This is a genomic window from Hespellia stercorisuis DSM 15480 (assembly GCF_900142165.1).
GTDB classification, from domain to species: domain Bacteria; phylum Bacillota; class Clostridia; order Lachnospirales; family Lachnospiraceae; genus Hespellia; species Hespellia stercorisuis.
This window is the reverse complement of the sequence record NZ_FQZY01000066.1, coordinates 1-21,444: the sequence shown is the minus strand read 5'-3', so window position 1 is coordinate 21,444 and position 21,444 is coordinate 1. Positions and strand designations below refer to the sequence as shown.

Here is a 21,444-nt window from a genome sequence, read left to right as displayed (position 1 = left end):
CCAAAGAAGATATGTCCTTTCGAAAATATCTGTGTCGCGGAACTGTGAATGTCCTTGCGGAAAGTACCATGATCGCAATTGCTCATAACATCAATAAACTTCACAGAAAAATACAATCCGGTAAAATAGGACAGCATTTATTTGAACTTAAAACAGCATGATTTTTGAACTATCAAAATTCAAAACAACCTTTTCATAGAAGGTCTGGTTCAAGTACGCCCAAAAATCAATATGAATCAGAAATGGAATAAAAAGGACATTTCTGTAGGAAAAAAAGAGCTGCGCACCGCTGAATTTAATCAGCTAGTGCGACAGCCCCCACTTTTATGCAGTCTGGGCTATCAGAGTGTAATGCGCGCAGGGGCGGGAACACTGGGCGAAACCACACGATTATATCAGCCTGTGTATTGCCTCATATATCTTCCGGGCAATATACGGATTGTTCATGGTATAAAGATGAATCCCGTCTACCCCGTGTGCAATCAGATCAACAATCTGATTTACGGCATACGCGATCCCTGCATCGCGCATGGCAATCGGATCATCCCCGTAACGATCCATCATCGTAACAAACTTTTTCGGTACATTCACGCCGCAGAGAGTGGCCATTCTCTCTATCTGTTTTTTATTGGTCACAGGCATGATTCCCGCCTCAATGGGAACGTTGATCCCTGCAAGCTGACATCGTTCTGAGAAGGAGTAAAAATCTTCGTTTCGGAAAAACAGCTGTGTGATCAGCTGATCTACCCCGGCGTCAACCTTAATCTTTAAATTCTGAATATCCTCCACCCTGCTCTTCGCCTCAATGTGTCCCTCCGGATAGCAGGCAGCGATAATATTAAAGTCTCCGTGTGACTTGATAAAGGCAATCAAATCAGACGCATACTTAAAATCTCCCGGCGCATACCCTTCGCTCGGAATATCTCCGCGTAGGGCCAGAATATTTTCCACACCGTTCTTTTTCAGTTCCACAAGTGCCTCTTCTATCTCCTCTTTTGTCGAGCTGATACAAGAAAGGTGTGCCACGCTTTCTACACCATACTCCTTGATCATTGAGGCCAGACGAAAGGTTTTGTGCGCATTTCCGCCACCACCGGCACCGTAAGTGACGCTGATAAAATCAGGGTTCAGCATCTGTAATTCGTCCAGTGTCTCATAGATTTTGTTAATAGAAGATGTTGCCTTGGGCGGAAACACCTCGTAAGACAATACCGTCTTTTTTCCAAACAAATCAACAGTTTTCATTTCTCAATTCCTTTGCTGCCGCCACAAGATTTTCGAGACTTGCGGTTGTCTCAGCAGTTCCTCTCGTTTTCAATCCACAGTCCGGATTCACCCAAAGCTTTTCCGGACTGATTTTTTTAAGCATTTTATCCAATGCGCTTTTAATTTCCTGTATAGACGGCACCCTCGGTGAATGAATATCATACACGCCCGGGCCCACCTCGGTTTTAAAATCATTCTCTTTCAGGGCATCCAGTATCAGCAGATCAGAACGGGACGCCTCAAAAGTAATGACATCGGCATCCATATCATCAATTGCCTGGATAATGTCCGTGAACTCGCTGTAGCACATATGCGTATGAATCTGTGTTTCCGCCTTTACGCCGCTGTGAACCAGACGGAATGCGGGTATAGCCCAGTCCAGATACTCACTATACCAGTCACTTTTTCTCAACGGCAGTTTTTCGCGGAGTGCCGCCTCGTCCACCTGAATGATCCCGATACCATTCGCCTCCAGATCAAGCACCTCGTCACGGATTGCCAGAGCAATCTGGCAGGTACTCTCTTTCAGGGAGATATCCTCACGTGGGAAAGACCAGTTCAGGATGGTCACAGGACCTGTGAGCATTCCCTTCATCGGCTTTTCGGTGAGGCTTTGTGCATAAGTCGACCACTCCACCGTCATCGGTTTGATTCTGGATACATCGCCCCAGATCAGCGGAGGCTTCACGCAGCGCGTACCATAGGACTGCACCCACCCCTTCTCTGTAAACAAATAGCCGTTCAACTGTTCCCCGAAGTACTCCACCATGTCATTCCGCTCGTACTCTCCGTGGACGAGCACATCCAAACCAATTTCTTCCTGCTGTTCCACACACGCGGCAATCTTCTGCCGATTAAATGCGATATACTGCGCCTCCGTAATCTCACCTTTTCTAAAGGCAGTACGATTTGCCTTTACATCAGCAGTCTGCGGGAATGATCCGATGGTCGTTGTCGGAAACGGCGGCAGATGAAACCATTCCTTCTGAATCGCCTCTCTGGTTGAAAACTCAGGAAGTCTTACAAAATCATTCTCGTCGATTTTTGCCACCCGCTCCTGAACCTCAGCATCTCTGCAATCCGGTCTGTCCACAAAAAGCGCGGCATTTTCCTGAAGGACACCGGCCCCGGTCCAATCACACTCCGACAACATTTTTAATGCCGCAAGCTCTGTGAGTTTTTCCTCTGCAAATGCAAAATGTGCTGTATACTTTTCAGGCAGTTTTGTTTCATTTTTCAGCGTATAAGGCACATGAAGCAGTGAGCACGAAGTACCGATCACTGTGTCAATCTCTTTTTTCTTCAGTTCCTCCAATATGCTGAGTGTCTTTTTGTAATTATTTTTCCAGATATTTTTTCCGTTTACGACACCGGCAAAAAGCAGCCTGCCTTCTGGAAAACCATTTTCCGTCACAAGATCCAGCGTCTTCCTCCCCTCCACGAAATCGAGGCCCACACCATCAAAATCAAGCGCAAGAATGTTACGGTAACAGTCGCGCACGTCTCCAAAGTAAGTCTGAAGCAGGATTTTCACTTCATTTTTAGAAGAAAGAATCCCGCTGTACAGTTTCTCGAAAAGGGAAATATCTTCCGCACTCAAATCGTGTACCAGATAAGGTTCGTCAAACTGAACCCACTCCGCACCAAGATTGTTGAACCGTGCCAGCAGCTCCGAATATGCCCCGATTACCGCTTCTGTATAATCTTCTGCCGTTTTGCTGCCAACATAGCGAAGCAGCTTCAAGAACGTAAACGCACCAACCACCACCGGTTTCGTCTGAATCCCCAGTTCCTTTGCCTCCTCGTACTCATCAAACGGTTTTGTGCCAGCCAACTTTAATTCGATATTATCATCAATTTCCGGCACCATATAATGATAGTTCGTATTAAACCACTTTTTCATCGCAAACGCTTTCACATCCCCCGCTTCTCCCTGATATCCTCTTGCCATTGCAAAATAGGTATCAGACGCAGATACGCCCAAAGCCACATACCGCTCCGGAATAATATTGAATAAAACTGCTGTATCCAGCATGTTGTCATATAGTGAAAAGTCGTTTGACGGAATAAAGTCCACACCGGAATCCTTTTGGATATTCCACTGCTTTTTCCGGATCTCCCTGGCTGTATTCTGCAGCTCATCCGCGGATATCTCCGCTCTGAAATATTTCTCAGTGGCAAACTTAAGCTCTCTCAATGCACCGACTCTGGGATAACCAATAATTGAAGTACGCATAATTTTATCTCCTTATAATTCATTTATATTTGTGCAAAACCGAAGACTTTTTACTCTTTGCTCCAGTCCGCCTTGTATGGAACATGTTTCTTTCACACAGTCTAACACCGAAGGCCTGATATAGGATAATACTTATTCTTTTCGTCTCACCATAGTTTCAGGCTATAGCAAAATGTGTATATGCAAATTACCGCGCACATGCTATAATATTTATATATTTTAGGCTTTTACTGACATAATTTCAGACATTTTTACTATATTTTACAGACAAGAGGGATTTTTATGGATAAAGTTTTTACTGTCGGCGTTTTAGTCGGAAACGCCAACTCCCCGCACACCTTAGATTTGATGCAGGGTATTTACCGAGCTTCTAAAAAGCTGAATGTTAACCTGCTGTTTTTTCTCGGAATCCACAGCAGATATTACTATCGTTCCTATTTTGGGGAGAATCCAACGGATGATTATGATTACCAGTTCAATATCGTGTATGATTATGCACGGCTCGGCAGGGTAGATGCACTGATCATCTCCTACGGCAGCCTATGCATTTTTCTGGAAGAAAATAATAAAACAGCGTTTTTGAACAAATTTTCAGGCATCCCCTATGTTCTTCTGGAGGAGCCGGACGAGACAATGACCGGAAGTTCCATTATTTCCGACAACTATCACGGCATATTCCAGTTGGTTGAACACCTGGTGAGGGATCACGGTTATCGGGATTTCACCTATCTTTCCGGACCCGCGGACAATACCGATGCCATCGAGCGCAAGAGAGGTTTCCTGGATGTTCTTGCAAAATACGATATTCCTTTTGATGAATCCCGCATCGCATACGGGGATTTTTCCTCATGCGTGGTTCCTCAGATCAATCGCCTTCTGGATCAGTTTCCACATATGCAGGCGATGGTGTGTGCGAACGACGTCATGGCTCACGCAGTCTACCGTGAGTGTGAGAAGCGCAGAATCGTCGTCGGACGGGATCTTGCCGTCACCGGCTACGATGACTGGACGGCATCTCAATCTCTGAATCCGCCGCTCACTACTGTCTTACAGGATGCTTGTGATATGGGCTATATGGCACTGATCGGTGCCTTGGAATTGTGCCGCAAAAAGCCGCCCCACTCTGTCATCGTCCCCGCGGAAGTCAAATTCAGAAATTCCTGCGGCTGCAACACCCCGCTGAGAAAATGTGCCACCCTCTCCGATGTAGACCGGTTTACCGATATGATTTTCGGATTCGATTTCAATCAGGATGTAAAACTCCGTTCCGCCAGAGAACTCCGTGCTCTTTTGCAGTACGATTTCGCAGACCGTTCCTGCTGGGACCCGTTTTTGATTCAGCTAAAGCATTTTCTGGACAGTGATCTGATTTCCTATATTCCATCCACCATGCTTTCGGATGCTTTTTGCAGCTACCTCAACGCCCTCTCTGCCACCTCCGATGCAGAGACGCTGTCCCTTCTCAAAGAAGAGATACAGAGCACCATACTGTCACACGCCCTGCAGAAAAGCAGTCAGAAATACAACGTTTTTCAAAACGAGACATGGTTCCTGCCTCTGATTTCCCGGGACATGATGAATCATATCGAAAATGAAAAGGATTTCTTTCACTCTGCCATGGCCAAGCTTCCGGCTCTCCATTGCAAAAGTTCCTATCTCTACCTGTTTGAAGAACCTATCGTGCACAAAAAACAGGAGCCCTGGACCTGTCCGCAGAAAATGTATCTGGCTGCTTTTCACATCGGCGATCAGATCACCTCTTTTGAAGAAGATGAGCGCCCCGTACTCTCGACACAAAACGGTATCGGTTCGTTTCACCGCGGTGATACGCCCTTTGCACTCAGTATATTCTGCCTGTTTTCAGGTGAAGAGCAGTTCGGAATCCTGATTGCGGAAATCGAACCTCCCTCTCTGGCCCTGACGCACTTAATCAGTATGCAGATTGGAAATGCCTTGAAATTCCGCGCGCTCTCAAGGGAACAAAAGAACACACAGAACAACCTGGAAAAACTGGTACGGGAAATCCGCGAGAAGAACGAACTGCTGAATTATATTTCCGAATACGACACACTGACGCACTGTCTGAACCGCCGCGGTTTTCTCGAGAGTGCCATGAATCTGAACAAAGAACATTCCGGCGAAAATGCTGTATTAGTCTTTGCGGACGTAGATCATCTAAAAGAGATCAACGACTGTTTTGGTCATAAGGAAGGGGATTTCACCATTCATTTTGCGGCAAAAGCGCTCAGAACAGCTTTGAAGGACTGCGGCATCGTGGGCCGCATCGGCGGTGATGAATTTGTGGCAATGATTTATCCATGCGAAGAGCATACCGCAGCGGAAATCATTGGCGGAATCCAGGCCGCATGCGAGGACTTTAATCAGACCTCCGAAAAAGATTACTATATCGGGCTGTCCATGGGGCAGCACCAGTTTGTATGCAGCCAGGACATCTCTATTTCCGAGGTTCTGGGGAAGGCGGATGAGGCTTTGTATGCCCAGAAGGTAAGGCGGAGAAGTACAATACGAAAAGAAACAGAGTAACGTTAAAATTACTCTGTTTCTTTTCGTCAGGGTCGGTAATTGATTTTATTCTTTTTATCGTTTATTCCCCAAAGAAAAAGAAGTCCATTTCCACTTTTTATCGTCTCAATCTAGCATTAGTTTCTCCCTAGTCTTTTTAAATGCTTCGCCTGCGCTTTGTGTCCTTCCAGAAATTGCACTTTCGTATCCTTTTTGCAATTTATTCAATTATGCTCCAGCATAATTGCTGCGAGCGGCTGTTATAGAAATCTGCTTTAAATACATATGATTTGGGCAACAATTAAATCCAGAAAAGTCAGAATGACAGCAACTTCCAAAAATGATATAATGGTTTTAACAAATTTGAAACTGTAGGAGAAAAACTAATGAATATTGAAATGAGTATCAAGATTCGAAAATATAATAAAGACGATTTAGAAGAAATGATTAAAATATGGAATGCAGTTGTTGATGATGGGATTGCATTTCCACAAGAGGATTTTCTGACAGATACAACAGGAGCGTTGTTTTTTGAGAGTCAAACTTACTGTGGTGTAGCCGAGAATACTGAGAACGGGAAAATATGTGGCTTATACATCTTACATCCAAACAATGTGGGCAGATGCGGACATATTTGCAATGCAAGCTACGCAGTTGACAAAGAATCCAGAGGGTTACATATTGGGGAAAAACTTGTGAATGACTGTTTGCTGCAAGGGAAAAATTATGATTTTCGAGTACTGCAATTTAATGCGGTTGTTGAATCAAATACTCATGCAAGACATTTATATGAAAGGTTAGGTTTTGTCCAGCTCGGTGTTATACCCAATGGATTTCGTATGAAAGATGGACACTATGAAAATATATGCCCTTATTATTACGAATTATAAAAGAGCATGTTCCGCTTTGATAAGATGTTGGCAAATTTGTCAAGTTATAATAGCTGGAGAAAAACGTCAACCAATACAGATGCAGCGCATCTATGATGAAGAAATCACAGAGCCGGCAAGCTATTGATCAGCTGCCGGCTCTTGTTGTTTTTCTTTTTATATAGTCTCTGCCGCTTCCACGACAATCCCAGCTTTTTTCCCACTGGTTTTTTTCTCTTCCGTTTTCACCGGCATTTTCTTAAACACGCCAACAATCATAACCACTGCGACGACGATCGATACCACGTCTGCGATCGGTGCAGAATACAGCGCACCTGTCACTCCCATAAATCTCGGAAGCAGGATGATCAACGGCACACTCAGTACAAAATCACGGAGCAGAGACAGCCCAAGTGCATGAACCGGCTTGCCCAGAGACTGTAAAAAGATACTGGTTGCTTTCTGGACACAGCACAATATCATTGTACACAGGTAAATACGGAATGACAGAACTGCAAATTCATTGTAGAGTCCATCTTCACTTCCAAAGATACTTGTAATCTGGAGTGGAAATACCTCAAAGAGAAATGTAGCGACAAGTCCGACCACGATCTCTGCTTTCACCATAGCTGCATAGATTTTTTTCACACGCCCAAACTCTCCCGCTCCATAGTTGTATCCCACGATAGGCTGTGAGCCTGCCGCAATTCCGACCACAACTGCGATCACGATCTGGAACACCTTCATCACAATTCCCACAACCGTCAGCGGAATGTCCGCACCGTATTCTGACTGGGCACCGTAGGTAACCAATGTGTTATTCATGACTCCCATCACTACAACGATAGAAATCTGGGTCAGAAAGCTGCTGATTCCAAGCGGAACCACTTTTCCAAGCAGCGCTCTGCGAAGTTGAAAGCTTTCTTTTTTCAACGTAAATGATTTACTGTGGAACAGATAATAAACAGCAAGCAGCGCAGTCACAATCTGTCCTGTGATCGTAGCCAGAGCTGCCCCCTTCATTCCCCATCCCAGTACAAAGATGGCAATCGGGTCAAGAATCACGTTGATCACACAACCAACCAGGGTGGACAACATGGCAAATTTCGGATCTCCATCGGCACGAATAATCGAATTCATTCCATTTCCAAAGATAAAAAATGGAATTCCGATGAGGATATAGTCAAAATATTCGCTCGCATAAGCGATGTTGTTTTCGGTTGCCCCGAATGCCACCAGAATATTTCCCTTCGCCACAGCGAATACAGCGGTCATGACCAGACTGATAACGACCATAACAAGCACCGTATTTCCGACGCTCCGGTGAGAGCTTTCGCTGTCCTTTTTCCCCTGACAGATACTTAAGAATGCGGCACATCCATCCCCCAGCATCAGCGCGAGAGACAGTGCAATAATTGTAATTGGAAATACAACATTGGTTGCGCCGTTCCCCAGATATCCTACACCTCTTCCGATGAAGATCTGGTCTACAATGTTATATAATGACGAAACTAAAAGTGACATAATACATGGAATCGAAAACTTCAGCATCAATGTGCTGATTTTCTCCTCCGCAAGATAACGATTCTGATTCATAATAACTCCTTTCTTTTTTGCAAAAAAAGTAGCCGTACATGTAAATTGGCTTTCACATGTACGGCTACCACTCAATCAGCAGTCATTCTATCACATAATATTTTTTTGTGTAATAGGGAAAATTGTTCTAAATTCAGTACAATTTCTAATTCAGCACCCTAACGCAGGTATTTCTTCCTTTCGCCATCATGCGTGAGATTATCATTTATACTTCTAACGCCGTCGTATACGCACCCCAGATTGCCGCCATAAGATTGGCCGGATGATCCGCATCGCCAATCAAGTGTACGTTCTCCGCCTGGATTGCGTGGTACAATTCCTGATTTTCCGTGTATCCGACAGAAACTACAACTGTATCCGCAGGTATTTCTTTTACAATCTTGTGTATTCCCTGCAGTGAAATTGTAATGGCACGCTCATTGATATTCGGAGTGTTGTATGTAGTTTCCAGAACAGATACCTTTCCATCTTCGTACTTCTCAACGGTCGAGTTCTTCATGACCTTGACATCATAATAATCAATAATATCACGAAGCATATCGTAGTTTGCTTTTGCAAGACCTTCTACATTCAGAATCTCCGGGAGCTGCTCTACAATGGTAACTTTACAATTCTTCATTGCAAGATCATACGCGATCTCACATCCGGTCAGCCCGCCGCCAACGATCACCACATTCTGATCATGAATATCCTGATTCATCAGAACATCCACTGCATATCTCACCTGCGGGCTGTCAAAGCCCTGGGTCTTCAGCTTGTTTTCTGTGGCGCCTGTCGCAACAAACACCTCATCGTACTTCGCGGCATCTTCTTTCACAAATTCTGTATTCAACAATACGTTGACCTCGGTGTCTTTCATCTGCTTACGGTACCACTCGATCAGTCTGCGGTCGTGCTCTTTAAATGAGAAGGCCGCCGCAGGAATAAACACGCCGCCAAGCACTCCTGTTTTCTCATACAGATCCACCGCATGTCCCCGGAGAGCACACACACGGGCTGCTTCCATGCCTGCAATTCCACCGCCGACTACCGCAACTTTTTTCTTTTTCTGCGCCGGTGTGATATTGTAATGATTTTCCATTGCACATCTCGGATTCAATGCACAACTGATGTCTTTCGTGCCTCTTGTCGCATAATCAATCTGGAAGATTCTTGCAAGACATCCAAAATGACAGGAAATACATGGGCGGATATCGTCTTCTCTGTCTTCCATCCATTTATTCGCCATGTCCGGATCTGCCAGAAGTGGACGTCCCATCCCCATCATATCAATCTTTCCATCTGCAATTGCCTGGTCTGCCAGCGCCGGGTCATCAAATCTACCTGCGCAGATCACCGGAATAGTGACTGCTTTTCGAAGTTCCGCAACATCCTCGAGATTGCATGCCGCCGGCATATATACTGGTGGATGCGGCCAGTACCACGCATCATACGTTCCATTATCGCAGTCGAGCATATCGTACCCTGCCTCCTGAAGCTTTCTGGCAACAATTTTGCTCTCCTCTATATCTCTTCCGAACTCTTCATAATCCTCGCCCGGAAGTGCGCCGCGGTTGAATCCCTTGGTCTTACTGTACACACTATACCTTACGGATACCGGATAGTCTTCCCCACATGCTTTTTTGATTGCCTGAACGATTTCTGTCGGGAAACGCAGTCTGTTTTCAAGACTTCCGCCATATTCATCTGTACGATGGTTGAACGCTGCAATTGTGAACTGATCCAGCAGATAGCCTTCATGCACCGCATGGATTTCCACGCCATCAATCCCGGCATCCTTCGCAGCCTTCGCTCCGGCTGCAAACATTTCTACGTATTTGTGAATCTCTTCCACCGTCATCTCCCGATTATTCTGCGACGGATCAAATACATTGGGCAATGCAGACGGCGCCGGATCAGCCGGATTGGTGCTGGAGCGCCCTGACAACGCTGAAATCTGAATAAACACCTTCGCGCCATACTTATGACATCCATCTACCAAATACCGCTGATTTTCTACGTAGGTTTCAACATTGTTTACAATTGACGGCAAGTGACCGGGTGGAAGTGGAACAAGACCGGTAATAATCAGGCCGGTGCCTCCTTTTGCCCGCTCGATGTAATAATCAGCGCCATCTTTTGTGTAGCTTCCGTCCTGATTCATAAGTCTCGGTGAGAAAACTCCCATCGGCATCATTGCAATGCGGTTTTTGATTTCTACATTGCCAATTTTGACAGGCGAAAACAAATTTGAATAACTGCTCATACTTCATGACCTCCTTACTAGAATCGATTCACTGAATTGGTTATAGTGAAATTATAATCCTTTGTAAAAGAACTGTCAACAAGAGTCAGTTAATAAATCTAAACCAAAGACAAAAATCTGTTAATTGTCAATTCATCTATGCACTTATTTCTGCAATTGGTGGTAACTGCAAATCATATCCATCTCATCATTCACCGCTGCCATCAAGTCATAGCTCCCTTTTCGCGCCGCCCAATCATAGATGCTTCCACGGACGATACGAAGGATCTGGTCCGTAATCACATCCGGAGTTTTTCCCAGCGGCCCGACCGCCTCAATCTGCTCCAAAAGCATCTTATATAAAAAACGCTTTTTCGAATACAGGTATTCATTTTTCTTTTCCATCTGATTTTTAAACGTAATGCTGGTAAGATGTGGTCCCATATCGATAACCGACTGCACCTGATAACGTACCAGACACAGAATTGCATCTTTTCCATCATTTGGTTTCACCTTGTGATAATGTTCCTGCAATTTCTCGTCAAATGCCAAATATCCATAATCTATAATATCGTCTTTTGATGCGAAATGATAATAGACACCCCCTACCGATATGCCTGCTTCTTTTGCGATATCTGCAACTTTCACAGCATCAAAAGACTGCTCGTCAAATAATTTATAAGCACATTCATAGATTCTCTTCTTTGTTTCCAGTTTTTGTTTTTCACGTTGGTTCATGTTTTACCTGTTTATCCTTCCCTGTACTCCGCTTCACCAATCATACTCTATGTTTTTCCTAAAACATTTCTAGTGCACTGACATGTTCATTTCTGAACTATTCGCGCAGGATATTTGTTCAGCAGCAAGGCGGAAGAAAGAGGCGATGCGGTTGCATCGTCGATTGATGACAACGCAGTCTGCTGGACAAATAGACAAGTGAATTAGTCAGAATATGAATGTGTCAGTACACTAGTTCATTATGCTTTTATTTTATTGTTGAGTCAATAACATTTTTATCATGATGATGCTAGGGTCAAAGTAAAATAGAGTCAAAAAACTAACCCCGGATATTTCTATATCCATCTGAATAGCTAGGATAAGCCTTCTGTTGTTTATTTATCGCTACAATGATATCTGCAAGCCAATACATAGACATTGTCCATGTCTATTTTGTAAACTAATCTGTCTTTATCATTAATTCTTCTGCTCCAAAATCCAGCCAAATTTCCAGATAACGCCTCCGGCTTTCCTACCCCTTCATTTCCATTTCTGCATATATCTTCAAGTAAAGCGTTAATTTTTTTAATGTCTTTCTGTCTTCCGTCTGCCAATAGACATAACCTTTCCACCCATTATCGGTAAACAATTTATTCATCGGCATCCGCCTCATCAAGTCCATGCAAACTTAAATTTCCATTTTCAAGTTGTGATTTTGATTCCATTAACCAATCGTAATTAGCCTTATTTCCCATAACACGAATATTTTCCATTAGATTATTATATGATTCTTCAGACAGCATTACGACATTTTTATTATCTTTTCTAGTTACAATTATTGTCTCGTAATCATCTGTCACTTTATCCATATACGTCTTCATGTTATCTCTAAGATTTGTATAATTTACGGCTAACATAATATCGCCACCCCTTTCCGTACAGTCAAGTGCTTATATTATTCATCTTATATCATTGATAAGAAAATCTATCAAATTCAGATGAATAATTCCATCACGAGACATCATAATTCGATCCATAGTAATTACATATTTGGGATAATTATCATTTATATTGTCATACGCGCCAAACTCTCTTTCAACCACTTTTTCATCACTTAACATATACGCAGCCTGAACATAGAATTTTTCCTGCCCTCTTTTTGCAATAAAATCCACTTCCCCCTTAAATGTTTTTCCAATATAAACTTTATACCCTCTAGCAATCAATTCATTGTAACAAAGCGTTTCAACAATATAATTATACTCATCTTTTATTCTGTTTTTTTTCAAATGAAAGAAGCCCAGATCACATACATATGTCTTTTCCTCATACGCCAACACCTTTTTTCCACGAATATCGTATCTTGAAACCTTGTCACAGATGCAAGCCTCTTCCATATATCTCAAATAATCATAAATGGTTGGAGCCGATACAATTTGCTCTTCTTCATTCATTACATTGGCTATATTATTTCCCGAAATTGTGAGCGAGGAATTTGCAATCACATATTCCAATACTTTTTCGAGTGCAGCCGGTGAAGCAACTTTATTTCGCATGATAATATCTTTCAATACGACAGCATCATAAATATTGGAAAGTAATACTTCCTTACTTTCCTCTTCTGTCTCCTTACATACAATCGGAAATCCGCCCCACCTCATATATTCATCCAAAAGTTGTTCTTTCGCCATCCCATCTTCGTATCCATTTTTCAATTCACAAAATTCCCGAAAGGAAAATGGCATAATGCGAAACGACACCGTTCTACCGCTTAAATGTGTCGCCAGTTCTCCTGACAGTAATTTCGAATTAGAGCCAGTGATAAAAATACTAATATTATGCGTTGAGCGAAACGAATTGATCACTAATTCAAATTCATCCACATTCTGAATCTCATCAATAAACAGATAATACTTGTTATCGTCCGTTATCAGTGCTTCCACATAACGATACAACGCATCTGCATTACTTATTTTTCGAAACTGGTAATCTTCAAAATTAATATAAATGATGTGATCCCCGGCAATTTTATTCTTACTGATTTCAGACATAATCTGCTTCATAAGTGTAGATTTCCCACAGCGTCTGATTCCGGTAATCACTTTTACCATCTCCGAATCATAAAAAGGTCTAATTCGCAAAAGATACTGTTCTCTGATAACCATATATTTTCCCTCCATGTTTTTTATTATCATAACATTTTTGCAAAATAACTTCAATCGTTTTAAACTGATTTAATTCTTTTCTTGCATTATTCTATTCAGTTAACTCAATTTTATTCGTTTCATCATTTATTATCAAAAAAAGCCCCAACCCCTCGTGAGTGAGGAATCAGGACTTCTTAGTGCGGATAACAGGACTTGAACCTGCACGGGTCGCCCCACTAGATCCTAAGTCTTAAATACAAATTATATAGAATACCACTAAGTCCATAGAGTCCCCCTTTATCCACTCTTTTTCCATTATGTCTCACTGAATACTACTAAGTCTATTACCGTTGATGTACAGGTTGATGTACGACTGCTAAAATTCTATATTTTATAACTTTAAATCTTTTAATGAACCCACTACTCTTTTGCTCTCTATTTCTATTTATTACTCGGCCTCTATCAAAATCACAACTACACTCTTTTTGGATTTTGGAACGCGCCCCCTTTTCTATATCTCTTTTTCTTGGTCAGTAATTTATCCTGCATGTCACGCCACGTTCTTCTCACCTGTCATATCCGCTAAAAGTTCAACACATGAAGCACCCATTCGATAGAGATAGACCGAATCAGATAATCGCTCTTCTTCATCTACCTGAGAATGGTTAATTTCCTTGACCATCTGCTGTAATTCCGAAACATCTGGCGATTCCGCTTTCCTTACTATTATCACCTCATAGATTGAACTTGGCAGTATGTACAAATCACTTTGCAAGTATTCGGCATAAATTTTCAAGAGTTCCTGAAAAAATAGGACATCTGCACCACACCCTGTTTTTTCATTTGTAACAATATACATCGGACTATGTGGGTCTAGTTCCATATCCATCTCCAATTTTTGTGATATAACTCCAAGCAAATCCCTCATAGCAAAATCCTCTCTCCGCAAATTGTTCATTCCGGCAGCATGTATTTCTTCCTCTGTCACGCCCCATTGCTCTAACATATCATTGGTTACAACACGAGTCACTCTTCGTGATTTATCCTGATCTAACACAATTTGATAAATTGCTGTCAAATCCAGAATATCCTTGTGTGGAATCTCTGATATATACTCCGCATTCCACTCTTTGTTAATCATTTTTATCACTATTTTATCCTTGATTTGCTCCCATTCGTTTTCCAAATACATGCCTATCTTCTGAGGTTTTTCAACTATAATGCAATAGATATATTGAATTATCTTCTCAATATTTTCATGTGTTTTATAATCTTCATATAGACCGTCCAGATCAATCCTCGGAATAATACATTCTTCCTTTTTAGATATGACCAACACCTCTTTCTGTGCCTGATTGATTTTTTTCACATGCTGAATTTGAATCATTGTTTCCCACCCAATTCTTCTTTTCAGTTCCGCTAACAACACTCTCTTGAACTCATTATATTTCATCATAATATCTTTTCCTTTCATCTACAAATCAATTCTGCTAAAAGTTGAATCCACCACGCCAATCCCATTTGAAAACCTTTATCTATACCAATTCCTGCAGCTGCACTTAGCAATTCTTCCAATCTATCTTCCGATGCTGGATTTGCTCCATTTTCTTCCAATAACTTAGACACTTCATCACTAACTTCTGCTTCTTTCTGTTTACCATATTCTGTTTGCGTATATACCCGATTGTAAATCTCTTTTATCATCTGATTTCTCCTATGCACTGCGCTCTTTATATTCTGTATCCCAGATATCTTTACACTGCACTTCACTCATATCTTCACAGAACTCAGTCTTTATTGTTTCATCTGTCGATAGTGCCTTTCTGAAATCAGTTTTTAGCGGAGCGTATTTTATGGCTTGCTTGATTACCGTCTTCTTTGCCATTCCGATATAATTGCTCTTCCATGGAGAAAACGAAGAATCAAATGCTTTCGAATATTCCTTTGCATAGGCGTCCATATCAGCCTTGCTCATCACCTCAAAGCCGAAACCGCCATTTGTCAATTTGAAAATTCCATAAAACAATTTCACCGCTCCCCTGTTTTGTAATGCAGGTCTATGCACCAACACAGGATTCAAACCAAGCTCATATTCAAATTCATCATTTTCATACACAGCCTGTGCCTGAATAATCTGCATCTGACGATTTCGATAACTCAAATCAATCAAGCCTTTGTATCCAATCTGAAACTGACATTCTAAATTACCTTTGTTTTTGTAAGGAATCAGATATGCCTGTCCCAACGGCGTATTCGGCTCAAGCCCTAATTGTGCAGCATTCATCAGCGCTGTCAGAAAACTAGTCTGTGTACACTCTTTCAACTTTGGTGTAGTATTCAGTGCCGATAATGCCATTCTTGTAAATCGTTCCGGTGTAATCACCTCCGGCAATGCTTTCTTTATTTCGGGTTCCATTGCCTTAATTAAATCTGCAATACTCATGGATTTTGTAAGCTTTTTCTTATCTTCTGTACCTTCGGCTACTTTCTTAGCCAGTTCTTCTTTTATATCTGCCATTGTCATCTCTCCTTATAAATACAGAAAAGACAAGCTACTTACCTGTCTTTTCTGCAAATCAATATATTCAGTTCTTTTATAACTTCCGTTTTTCCCACTTCAGCTTCGATTGCTATGCCGCCTTTATCACCAATCTCCGACTGTTATTTTGTCTTAAGAACTCTTGATACACTTCCGGTTTCTCAACTTTCAACCGCTTTTCATCTAGTCGATTGCTTTGAATATTCTTCCATGTTACCCGATACTGTTCGTTCTCAGCTTCTTCTGCAGTTCCCATGAACACTTTCAGCTTCTGCTCGATAAAGCGTTTCTCTGTATCCATCTTCCCGATTAATTCCTGCAGTTCCTGCCGACGTTTCAGTTTCTCATTAAATCCGGTCAGAGGAATAATCGTAGACTCTGCTCTATTGTAATACTCAGCAATAACACTATCTGCGATCTTCGAGCCGTCCGGACTAGGCATCTTTCGACTTAAAACATGATTTTCCCAGAAATTCTTTTCCACCCTAATTAAATCTGCAATGATTTCCTCATCCCGTTCTATTTTGCAGAATTTAAACTCCCTCCCAAAAATCAAAACAGCTATATACCATGCGTCTGTATTACAAACTGCCATATAGTGATGGCATTGTAACTGATATGACAGCGGGATATTTCCATCCTTCCACTTGTCTGCCATATATGGACTGGCAGTTTTACATTCCAGTCCAGCATTCTCACCAACAATCAACCGATCAACATCAGCGAGCATAAACGGATACTTCTCATGACAGAACATTGCATTTGCTCTGCGAACTTTCTTTCCTGATAATTCTGTAAATCTTCGTGCAACATATTCTTCAAATTCTCGGCCCTGACGCATTGCTTCATTATCAAGATCGTCAATATCATCCGATATTTTTTCCTGATATACTTCCATAGCTGTTCGATACGGATTCAATCCGCATATCGCTCCAGCATCTGAGCCACCGATTCCCCTTTTACGATATTGCAACCATTCCTCTTTCGCCATGCCTAAAGTTGACACTAATTTTTTCATAGATTTCCCGCCTCCATCTTTCTGTATTATTTTATATCGCTTCGTGCTATGCAGCGCAGACCATCTGATAAGCTTTATCAATGAGTGGATTTCCTTCCACCGTTCTCGAAAAGAGATTTTCTCTATAATTTGCAGTTCTCCGAAGTGGTTCTGCATGGGTTGCAAAATCGGAAACAGCGTTGATAAAACGATAAGCGTTGTTTCCTACATCTTGTAAATCTGGGGCATCAAAGTATCTGCTCTTCATATCTTCTCTAAGACGTTTCATATTTTTTACCTGCTGCGGTGTTGAATTATCTTCAAGCGGAAGTAGAACTTCAATGTATTCCAAAACTTGCTTATCTGTCATTTTCTTTGACCGAAGAACTTCAAACTCTTTTCCTAGACACTCCATATATTTCTCTGCCATAAATAGCGTGTCTCTTGCTTCCTGCATCTTCTCCTTAATGTTCCCAATATGATTCATTGTCCATGTACGTCTCGCGGAACTAAGCGCAAGATTCAATGTGTTGTTACACACAACACGAATTGGTGTAAGTGCCACTTTGATTGCTCCTGACCCATCATGTGTGTTGGAAAACAACAGATACGGACTGATATGTTCTCCTGCAATGATGTATTCTCTCGGCATGTGCGCCAACATCCACACTTTTCTGCCACCTTGTAACGATCCTGCAGTTTCATATCGTACACCTTCACCTAATAACTCATCTGTAAATTCAAAAGCCTCCTGATTCTGAATCACCTTGTATCTGTCTGTCACGACACCCAGCATCTTTCTGTCAGAATCCCTGACATTTGCCTTGTACCCTTCAATCAATTCCTCTGTTTCCGTGTAAATAGGTTCCTGTATCACCTTCCAGTTCAATCCGGCCAGAATCAATGCATCCCTTGAAGACGGTGCTTCCATCACTTTCGTTCCAAGTCCGTGCCACGGTGTTTCTCTTACATAAAACATACTTTCTACATTGGCTGCCATAATAGCATCCTCCTTTTCATTTCAATATTTTCAGATTTTGATTTGTTCCTTCTGCTGCTAATCATTATCAAGAATTTCATACAGACTGATTGCAGTACCAATCAGGAACACAGCGATTTTTCCAAGATTCATTTTGTAACACCTCCCTTACTTACAATTCTACGATAGCTTCAAGTACCTTTTTTCCGATGTGCTTAACCGTTACTAAGATTTCCCACCCCAAATCACGCACCTCCTTTCCTTGCTTTATAAAAGAAAAATCGGTGAAGTCTAATATGACCTCACCGATTGATTCTTTACTTCACTTTAATAATATACAATTGTAATTTCTTGATTTTCCTATGATGTATGATAATAACTAGAATTTACATAATCCACTCCATTTGTAATAGTATCAATCTCAGAAATTCCTGAACTTCCTTCAATAGTAATTTCAAATTTTCCAATCTCACTCCACGTCAATGTAAAAATACATCTTCCCCAATCTACTACCGCTGTATTACTACTTGTAATTGTACCCGCCATTCCACCTCCAGTACCTCCTAAAATACCTTGCTGCGCATGGGTACCAATTGCAATATTGATATTCTGTTCATCAATTACATATACATTAATCAATCCTGATTCCGGACTGCTGCCACATTGATATGTTCCATTCATACCAATGAAAGGTTCACTCGTATTACTTGTTCCACTCACTTCATTTTCTACTTTTTTAATTAATTCTACATTCTTTTTTTCAAAATCGTTCAATGTACTGTCAGAATCAAATTGTTCTGCTGGAATTGTTCCATTATACCAAGACTGTGATTTAAAATATTCCGCAATACCAGCATCATTAAACATACGTCCATGACGTGCAAATATCTCATTTCTTCCCAATAACATTTTATCAACATCAACACTTCTAACTTCATCTTCTGATAAATATCTTTTATCGCTATCTGGGAAAATGTATGTTTCCTCTACATATTCTTGAAGTTCTTCCTTAGATAGTTGCATAGCCGTAATTTCTATAATATTCACATCTTCCACGTCTAGTACTATATCGAATCCGGATTTTTCATTGTGATATGCCGTTTGATCATCCATTTTTCCTATTGGTGTATAAGTATCTTTTAATAAGGATTCTGCTTCTTCAATGTTCATTCCTATTTTTACCCCATGAATACTCGGCATATTATCCCCAGTACCTGTCAACTTAATGGTGTCTGCCCTTCCTTCAGTACAACTCACATATACATCTCCATCTAACAGCGTGTATTCTTCTAACTCATCATCTCCTTCAAACCCTATTTTTTTCAATTTTTCTTCCGCCTTATTGTCTCCAAAAACATCTTCTAAATCAATTTCCGAATAATCTTTTACAGCCTCCGCATCTTTTTCAGCCTCCGCATCTTTTTCAGCCTCCGCATCTTTTTCATCTTCTACCACAGTATAGTCCTCTACATAATCATCTGAATTAGTACTCGGGCTAAAATCTTTTCCAAACGGCAACAGTGCAACAACAAAGCACAATATACTACCGCCGATTGCCTTTCCTATTGTTTTTACTAATTCTTTTTGCCTACTGACATTTTTCTTCTTTTTCTGTTCCGCCAAGTATGCTAGATATATCCCAATAATAAGCGATGCTATATTAACACATACAAATATTTTCAAAGCCCATAGCAAGGTGATCTCTAAAGCTGTTCCCTTTGAATTATCAGCAATTGTAGTAGTTAAAAACCATACTATTAATATGACTGCGCCAGAACAAATGGCATTAATATAACTATTAGCTTTTAAAGTCTCCCATTTTTCATTCTCTTTTATTTTAGTTCTGTTGATAAATGCAGCGCACAAACTAACAACTGGTAACAGCAGCAAATATATCCATACTAGATTTCCATCAGTTTCTTCTCCCATAACGGAGAATCCCCTTACCAAATCCAAACCGCTTACTGAAATCACTTCTTGTTCAGCACACGACACCATGTACAATGGACAGAAAAAACAGACTATGGCAATCAATGCAAAAACCTTCAGCAAAAAACGTCCTGTTATTTTTGTTTTTCCAACTGTAAAATCTTCCCTTTCTGATTCTGTACTATCACTTTGCTGAAAACTATGTTTCGCTTCAGCTTTTTCATTCGTAATGTCTTCTCTAGTTTTCAAATTTTCATTTTCCACTTCTAGTTCTAGTTCTTCACTCGCATTTACGTTTCCTTTATTTACTTTTTCTGAAGGATCCACGAGTTCTCCACAATTTGGACATATCTTCCACTCTTCCTTCAATTCTTTTCCACAATTTGTACAGAACATCTTTTTCTCTCCGCTTCCGATTAATGATTTTCTAGTGTTTCAAATTATCTTAATCCTATTTACTTTAAATTCACAGAGCCATTTTCCTATTATAATTCAGCATCAATGTGAGGGCAGACATATTAGCCTCTGTAAAATCTATACTATAAAATTCAGTCTGATTTCCATCAAAATCTTCCACAACTATCCATTCTCAAGTTTTCGTCTTCCCTTTTGATTATTTGTTAACCAAATGATTGACACCAGTGCAATAAAAATCATAATTAAACATATACACTGTGACGGCGAAAGATATTTCACAACAAAGTCACCTCTATTATCCCCTCGTAAAAATTCAAGTAAAAATCTTACACTTCCATACAAAAATAAATATGCTATAAATTTATACTGCAAGGATATAAAATAGATCGTAAATAAAATGAGTAGTAAACAAAAACATTCCAAAAGCTGTATTGGAAATATCTTTTGGCTGCCATAATGATTATATGCGGGAGTTCCTTTCACAAATCTTACCCCCAAAATCAAACTGGTCGGTTTACCATAACAACACCCCGCACACAAACATCCCAACCGTCCAAAACTCTGTGCTAGCACTAAATAAGGTGCCAAAACATTAAGGTGCTTCATCAATAATCCTCTTTTTTCAAATATGCATCTATGAGCCAATACGAAGATTAAAACTCCACCCACAAAACCGCCCAAAAAGGTCATTCCTTGATATTCAACTAACAACTTTAGTGAAATCCCACTGTCCTCAGCAAAAAGAATCTTGTTAAATAAGAAAGCACCTAAAAAACTGCCCGGGATTGCAATTCCTATTGTTGCCAATATACTATCCATCTCGTCTCTTTCTATGCTTTCTTGCTCCTTATGTAGAAAAATACTAATCGATAATACGATGCCTGTAATTATACATACATTAAACATAGGAATTTCGTAACTGTTCAGAACCCCCTTGGGGAACTAATTAATTTTTGTACAAAACAGAGAATTTTTAAAACCTGTTTTGCGATATTATTTCGGTAA

The 21,444-nt window shown here is 40.9% G+C and carries 16 protein-coding genes and 1 pseudogene; 2 read left to right on the top strand and 15 right to left on the bottom strand.

What is annotated here, in order from left to right; all coding sequences use genetic code 11:
* Positions 1–390: 390 nt before the first annotated feature.
* Together metF and metE are read right to left on the bottom strand one after the other, a co-directional pair.
* Positions 391–1,245, bottom strand: a complete 855-nt coding sequence (metF, locus tag BUB85_RS16845; protein ID WP_073112650.1) for a methylenetetrahydrofolate reductase [NAD(P)H] — start codon at positions 1,243–1,245, stop codon at positions 391–393.
* On the bottom strand, positions 1,232–3,502 hold the full coding sequence (gene metE, locus BUB85_RS16840) for a 5-methyltetrahydropteroyltriglutamate--homocysteine S-methyltransferase (RefSeq protein ID WP_073112648.1): 2,271 nt from the start codon (positions 3,500–3,502) through the stop codon (positions 1,232–1,234). Before metE ends, metF begins: the two co-directional genes overlap by 14 nt.
* Positions 3,503–3,784: 282 nt before the next feature.
* Between metE and BUB85_RS16835 the strand changes: the two genes are divergently transcribed.
* Together BUB85_RS16835 and BUB85_RS16830 are read left to right on the top strand one after the other, a co-directional pair.
* Positions 3,785–6,046, top strand: coding sequence for a diguanylate cyclase domain-containing protein (locus BUB85_RS16835; protein ID WP_073112646.1), 2,262 nt, complete (start codon positions 3,785–3,787; stop codon positions 6,044–6,046).
* Between the two features lie 377 nt (positions 6,047–6,423).
* Positions 6,424–6,915 (top strand): GNAT family N-acetyltransferase, encoded by a 492-nt coding sequence (locus tag BUB85_RS16830; protein WP_073112652.1) that lies wholly within the window; start codon positions 6,424–6,426, stop codon positions 6,913–6,915.
* Between the two features lie 156 nt (positions 6,916–7,071).
* Here BUB85_RS16830 and BUB85_RS16825 read toward each other — a convergent pair whose 3' ends face one another.
* The 13 genes and pseudogenes from BUB85_RS16825 to BUB85_RS16765 all read right to left on the bottom strand — a co-directional run bounded on the left by BUB85_RS16825 (position 7,072) and on the right by BUB85_RS16765 (position 21,351).
* On the bottom strand, positions 7,072–8,490 hold the full coding sequence (locus tag BUB85_RS16825; RefSeq protein ID WP_073112644.1) for an MATE family efflux transporter: 1,419 nt from the start codon (positions 8,488–8,490) through the stop codon (positions 7,072–7,074).
* Between the two features lie 205 nt (positions 8,491–8,695).
* The gene (locus BUB85_RS16820; protein ID WP_073112642.1) at positions 8,696–10,735 is read right to left on the bottom strand and encodes an oxidoreductase; all 2,040 of its coding nucleotides are present in this window, start codon (positions 10,733–10,735) and stop codon (positions 8,696–8,698) included.
* Positions 10,736–10,879: 144 nt separating this feature from the next.
* A complete protein-coding gene (locus tag BUB85_RS16815) occupies positions 10,880–11,452 on the bottom strand; it encodes a TetR/AcrR family transcriptional regulator (protein ID WP_073112640.1) in 573 nt (190 codons plus the stop codon).
* A 374-nt stretch (positions 11,453–11,826) separates the two neighbouring features.
* Positions 11,827–12,089: pseudogene (locus BUB85_RS16810) on the bottom strand (Txe/YoeB family addiction module toxin).
* Positions 12,082–12,348, bottom strand: coding sequence for a type II toxin-antitoxin system Phd/YefM family antitoxin (locus tag BUB85_RS16805; protein WP_073112638.1), 267 nt, complete (start codon positions 12,346–12,348; stop codon positions 12,082–12,084). The pseudogene BUB85_RS16810 and the gene BUB85_RS16805 overlap by 8 nt, the downstream one beginning before the upstream one ends.
* 42 nt (positions 12,349–12,390) lie before the next feature.
* On the bottom strand, positions 12,391–13,596 hold the full coding sequence (locus BUB85_RS16800; RefSeq protein ID WP_073112636.1) for an ATP-binding protein: 1,206 nt from the start codon (positions 13,594–13,596) through the stop codon (positions 12,391–12,393).
* Positions 13,597–14,128: 532 nt separating this feature from the next.
* Positions 14,129–15,034: a DUF5688 family protein gene (locus BUB85_RS16795; protein WP_143160763.1), complete on the bottom strand. Its 906-nt coding sequence runs from the start codon at positions 15,032–15,034 to the stop codon at positions 14,129–14,131.
* A gap of 14 nt (positions 15,035–15,048) precedes the next feature.
* A complete protein-coding gene (locus BUB85_RS16790; RefSeq protein WP_073112632.1) occupies positions 15,049–15,282 on the bottom strand; it encodes a hypothetical protein in 234 nt (77 codons plus the stop codon).
* 10 nt (positions 15,283–15,292) lie between these two features.
* Positions 15,293–16,096, bottom strand: a complete 804-nt coding sequence (locus BUB85_RS16785) for a recombinase RecT (protein WP_073112630.1) — start codon at positions 16,094–16,096, stop codon at positions 15,293–15,295.
* 112 nt (positions 16,097–16,208) lie between these two features.
* Positions 16,209–17,135: a YqaJ viral recombinase family nuclease gene (locus tag BUB85_RS16780; RefSeq protein ID WP_073112628.1), complete on the bottom strand. Its 927-nt coding sequence runs from the start codon at positions 17,133–17,135 to the stop codon at positions 16,209–16,211.
* Positions 17,136–17,181: 46 nt separating this feature from the next.
* Positions 17,182–18,114 carry a DUF932 domain-containing protein gene (locus BUB85_RS16775; RefSeq protein ID WP_073112625.1) on the bottom strand — a complete coding sequence of 311 codons (933 nt, stop codon included), beginning with the start codon at positions 18,112–18,114 and terminating at the stop codon, positions 17,182–17,184.
* Positions 18,115–18,453: 339 nt separating this feature from the next.
* Complete coding sequence (locus BUB85_RS16770; RefSeq protein WP_073112623.1) at positions 18,454–20,418, bottom strand: YARHG domain-containing protein; 1,965 nt, start codon at positions 20,416–20,418, stop codon at positions 18,454–18,456.
* Positions 20,419–20,601: 183 nt separating this feature from the next.
* A complete protein-coding gene (locus tag BUB85_RS16765; protein ID WP_278319605.1) occupies positions 20,602–21,351 on the bottom strand; it encodes a prolipoprotein diacylglyceryl transferase in 750 nt (249 codons plus the stop codon).
* Between the last annotated feature and the right edge of the window lie 93 nt (positions 21,352–21,444).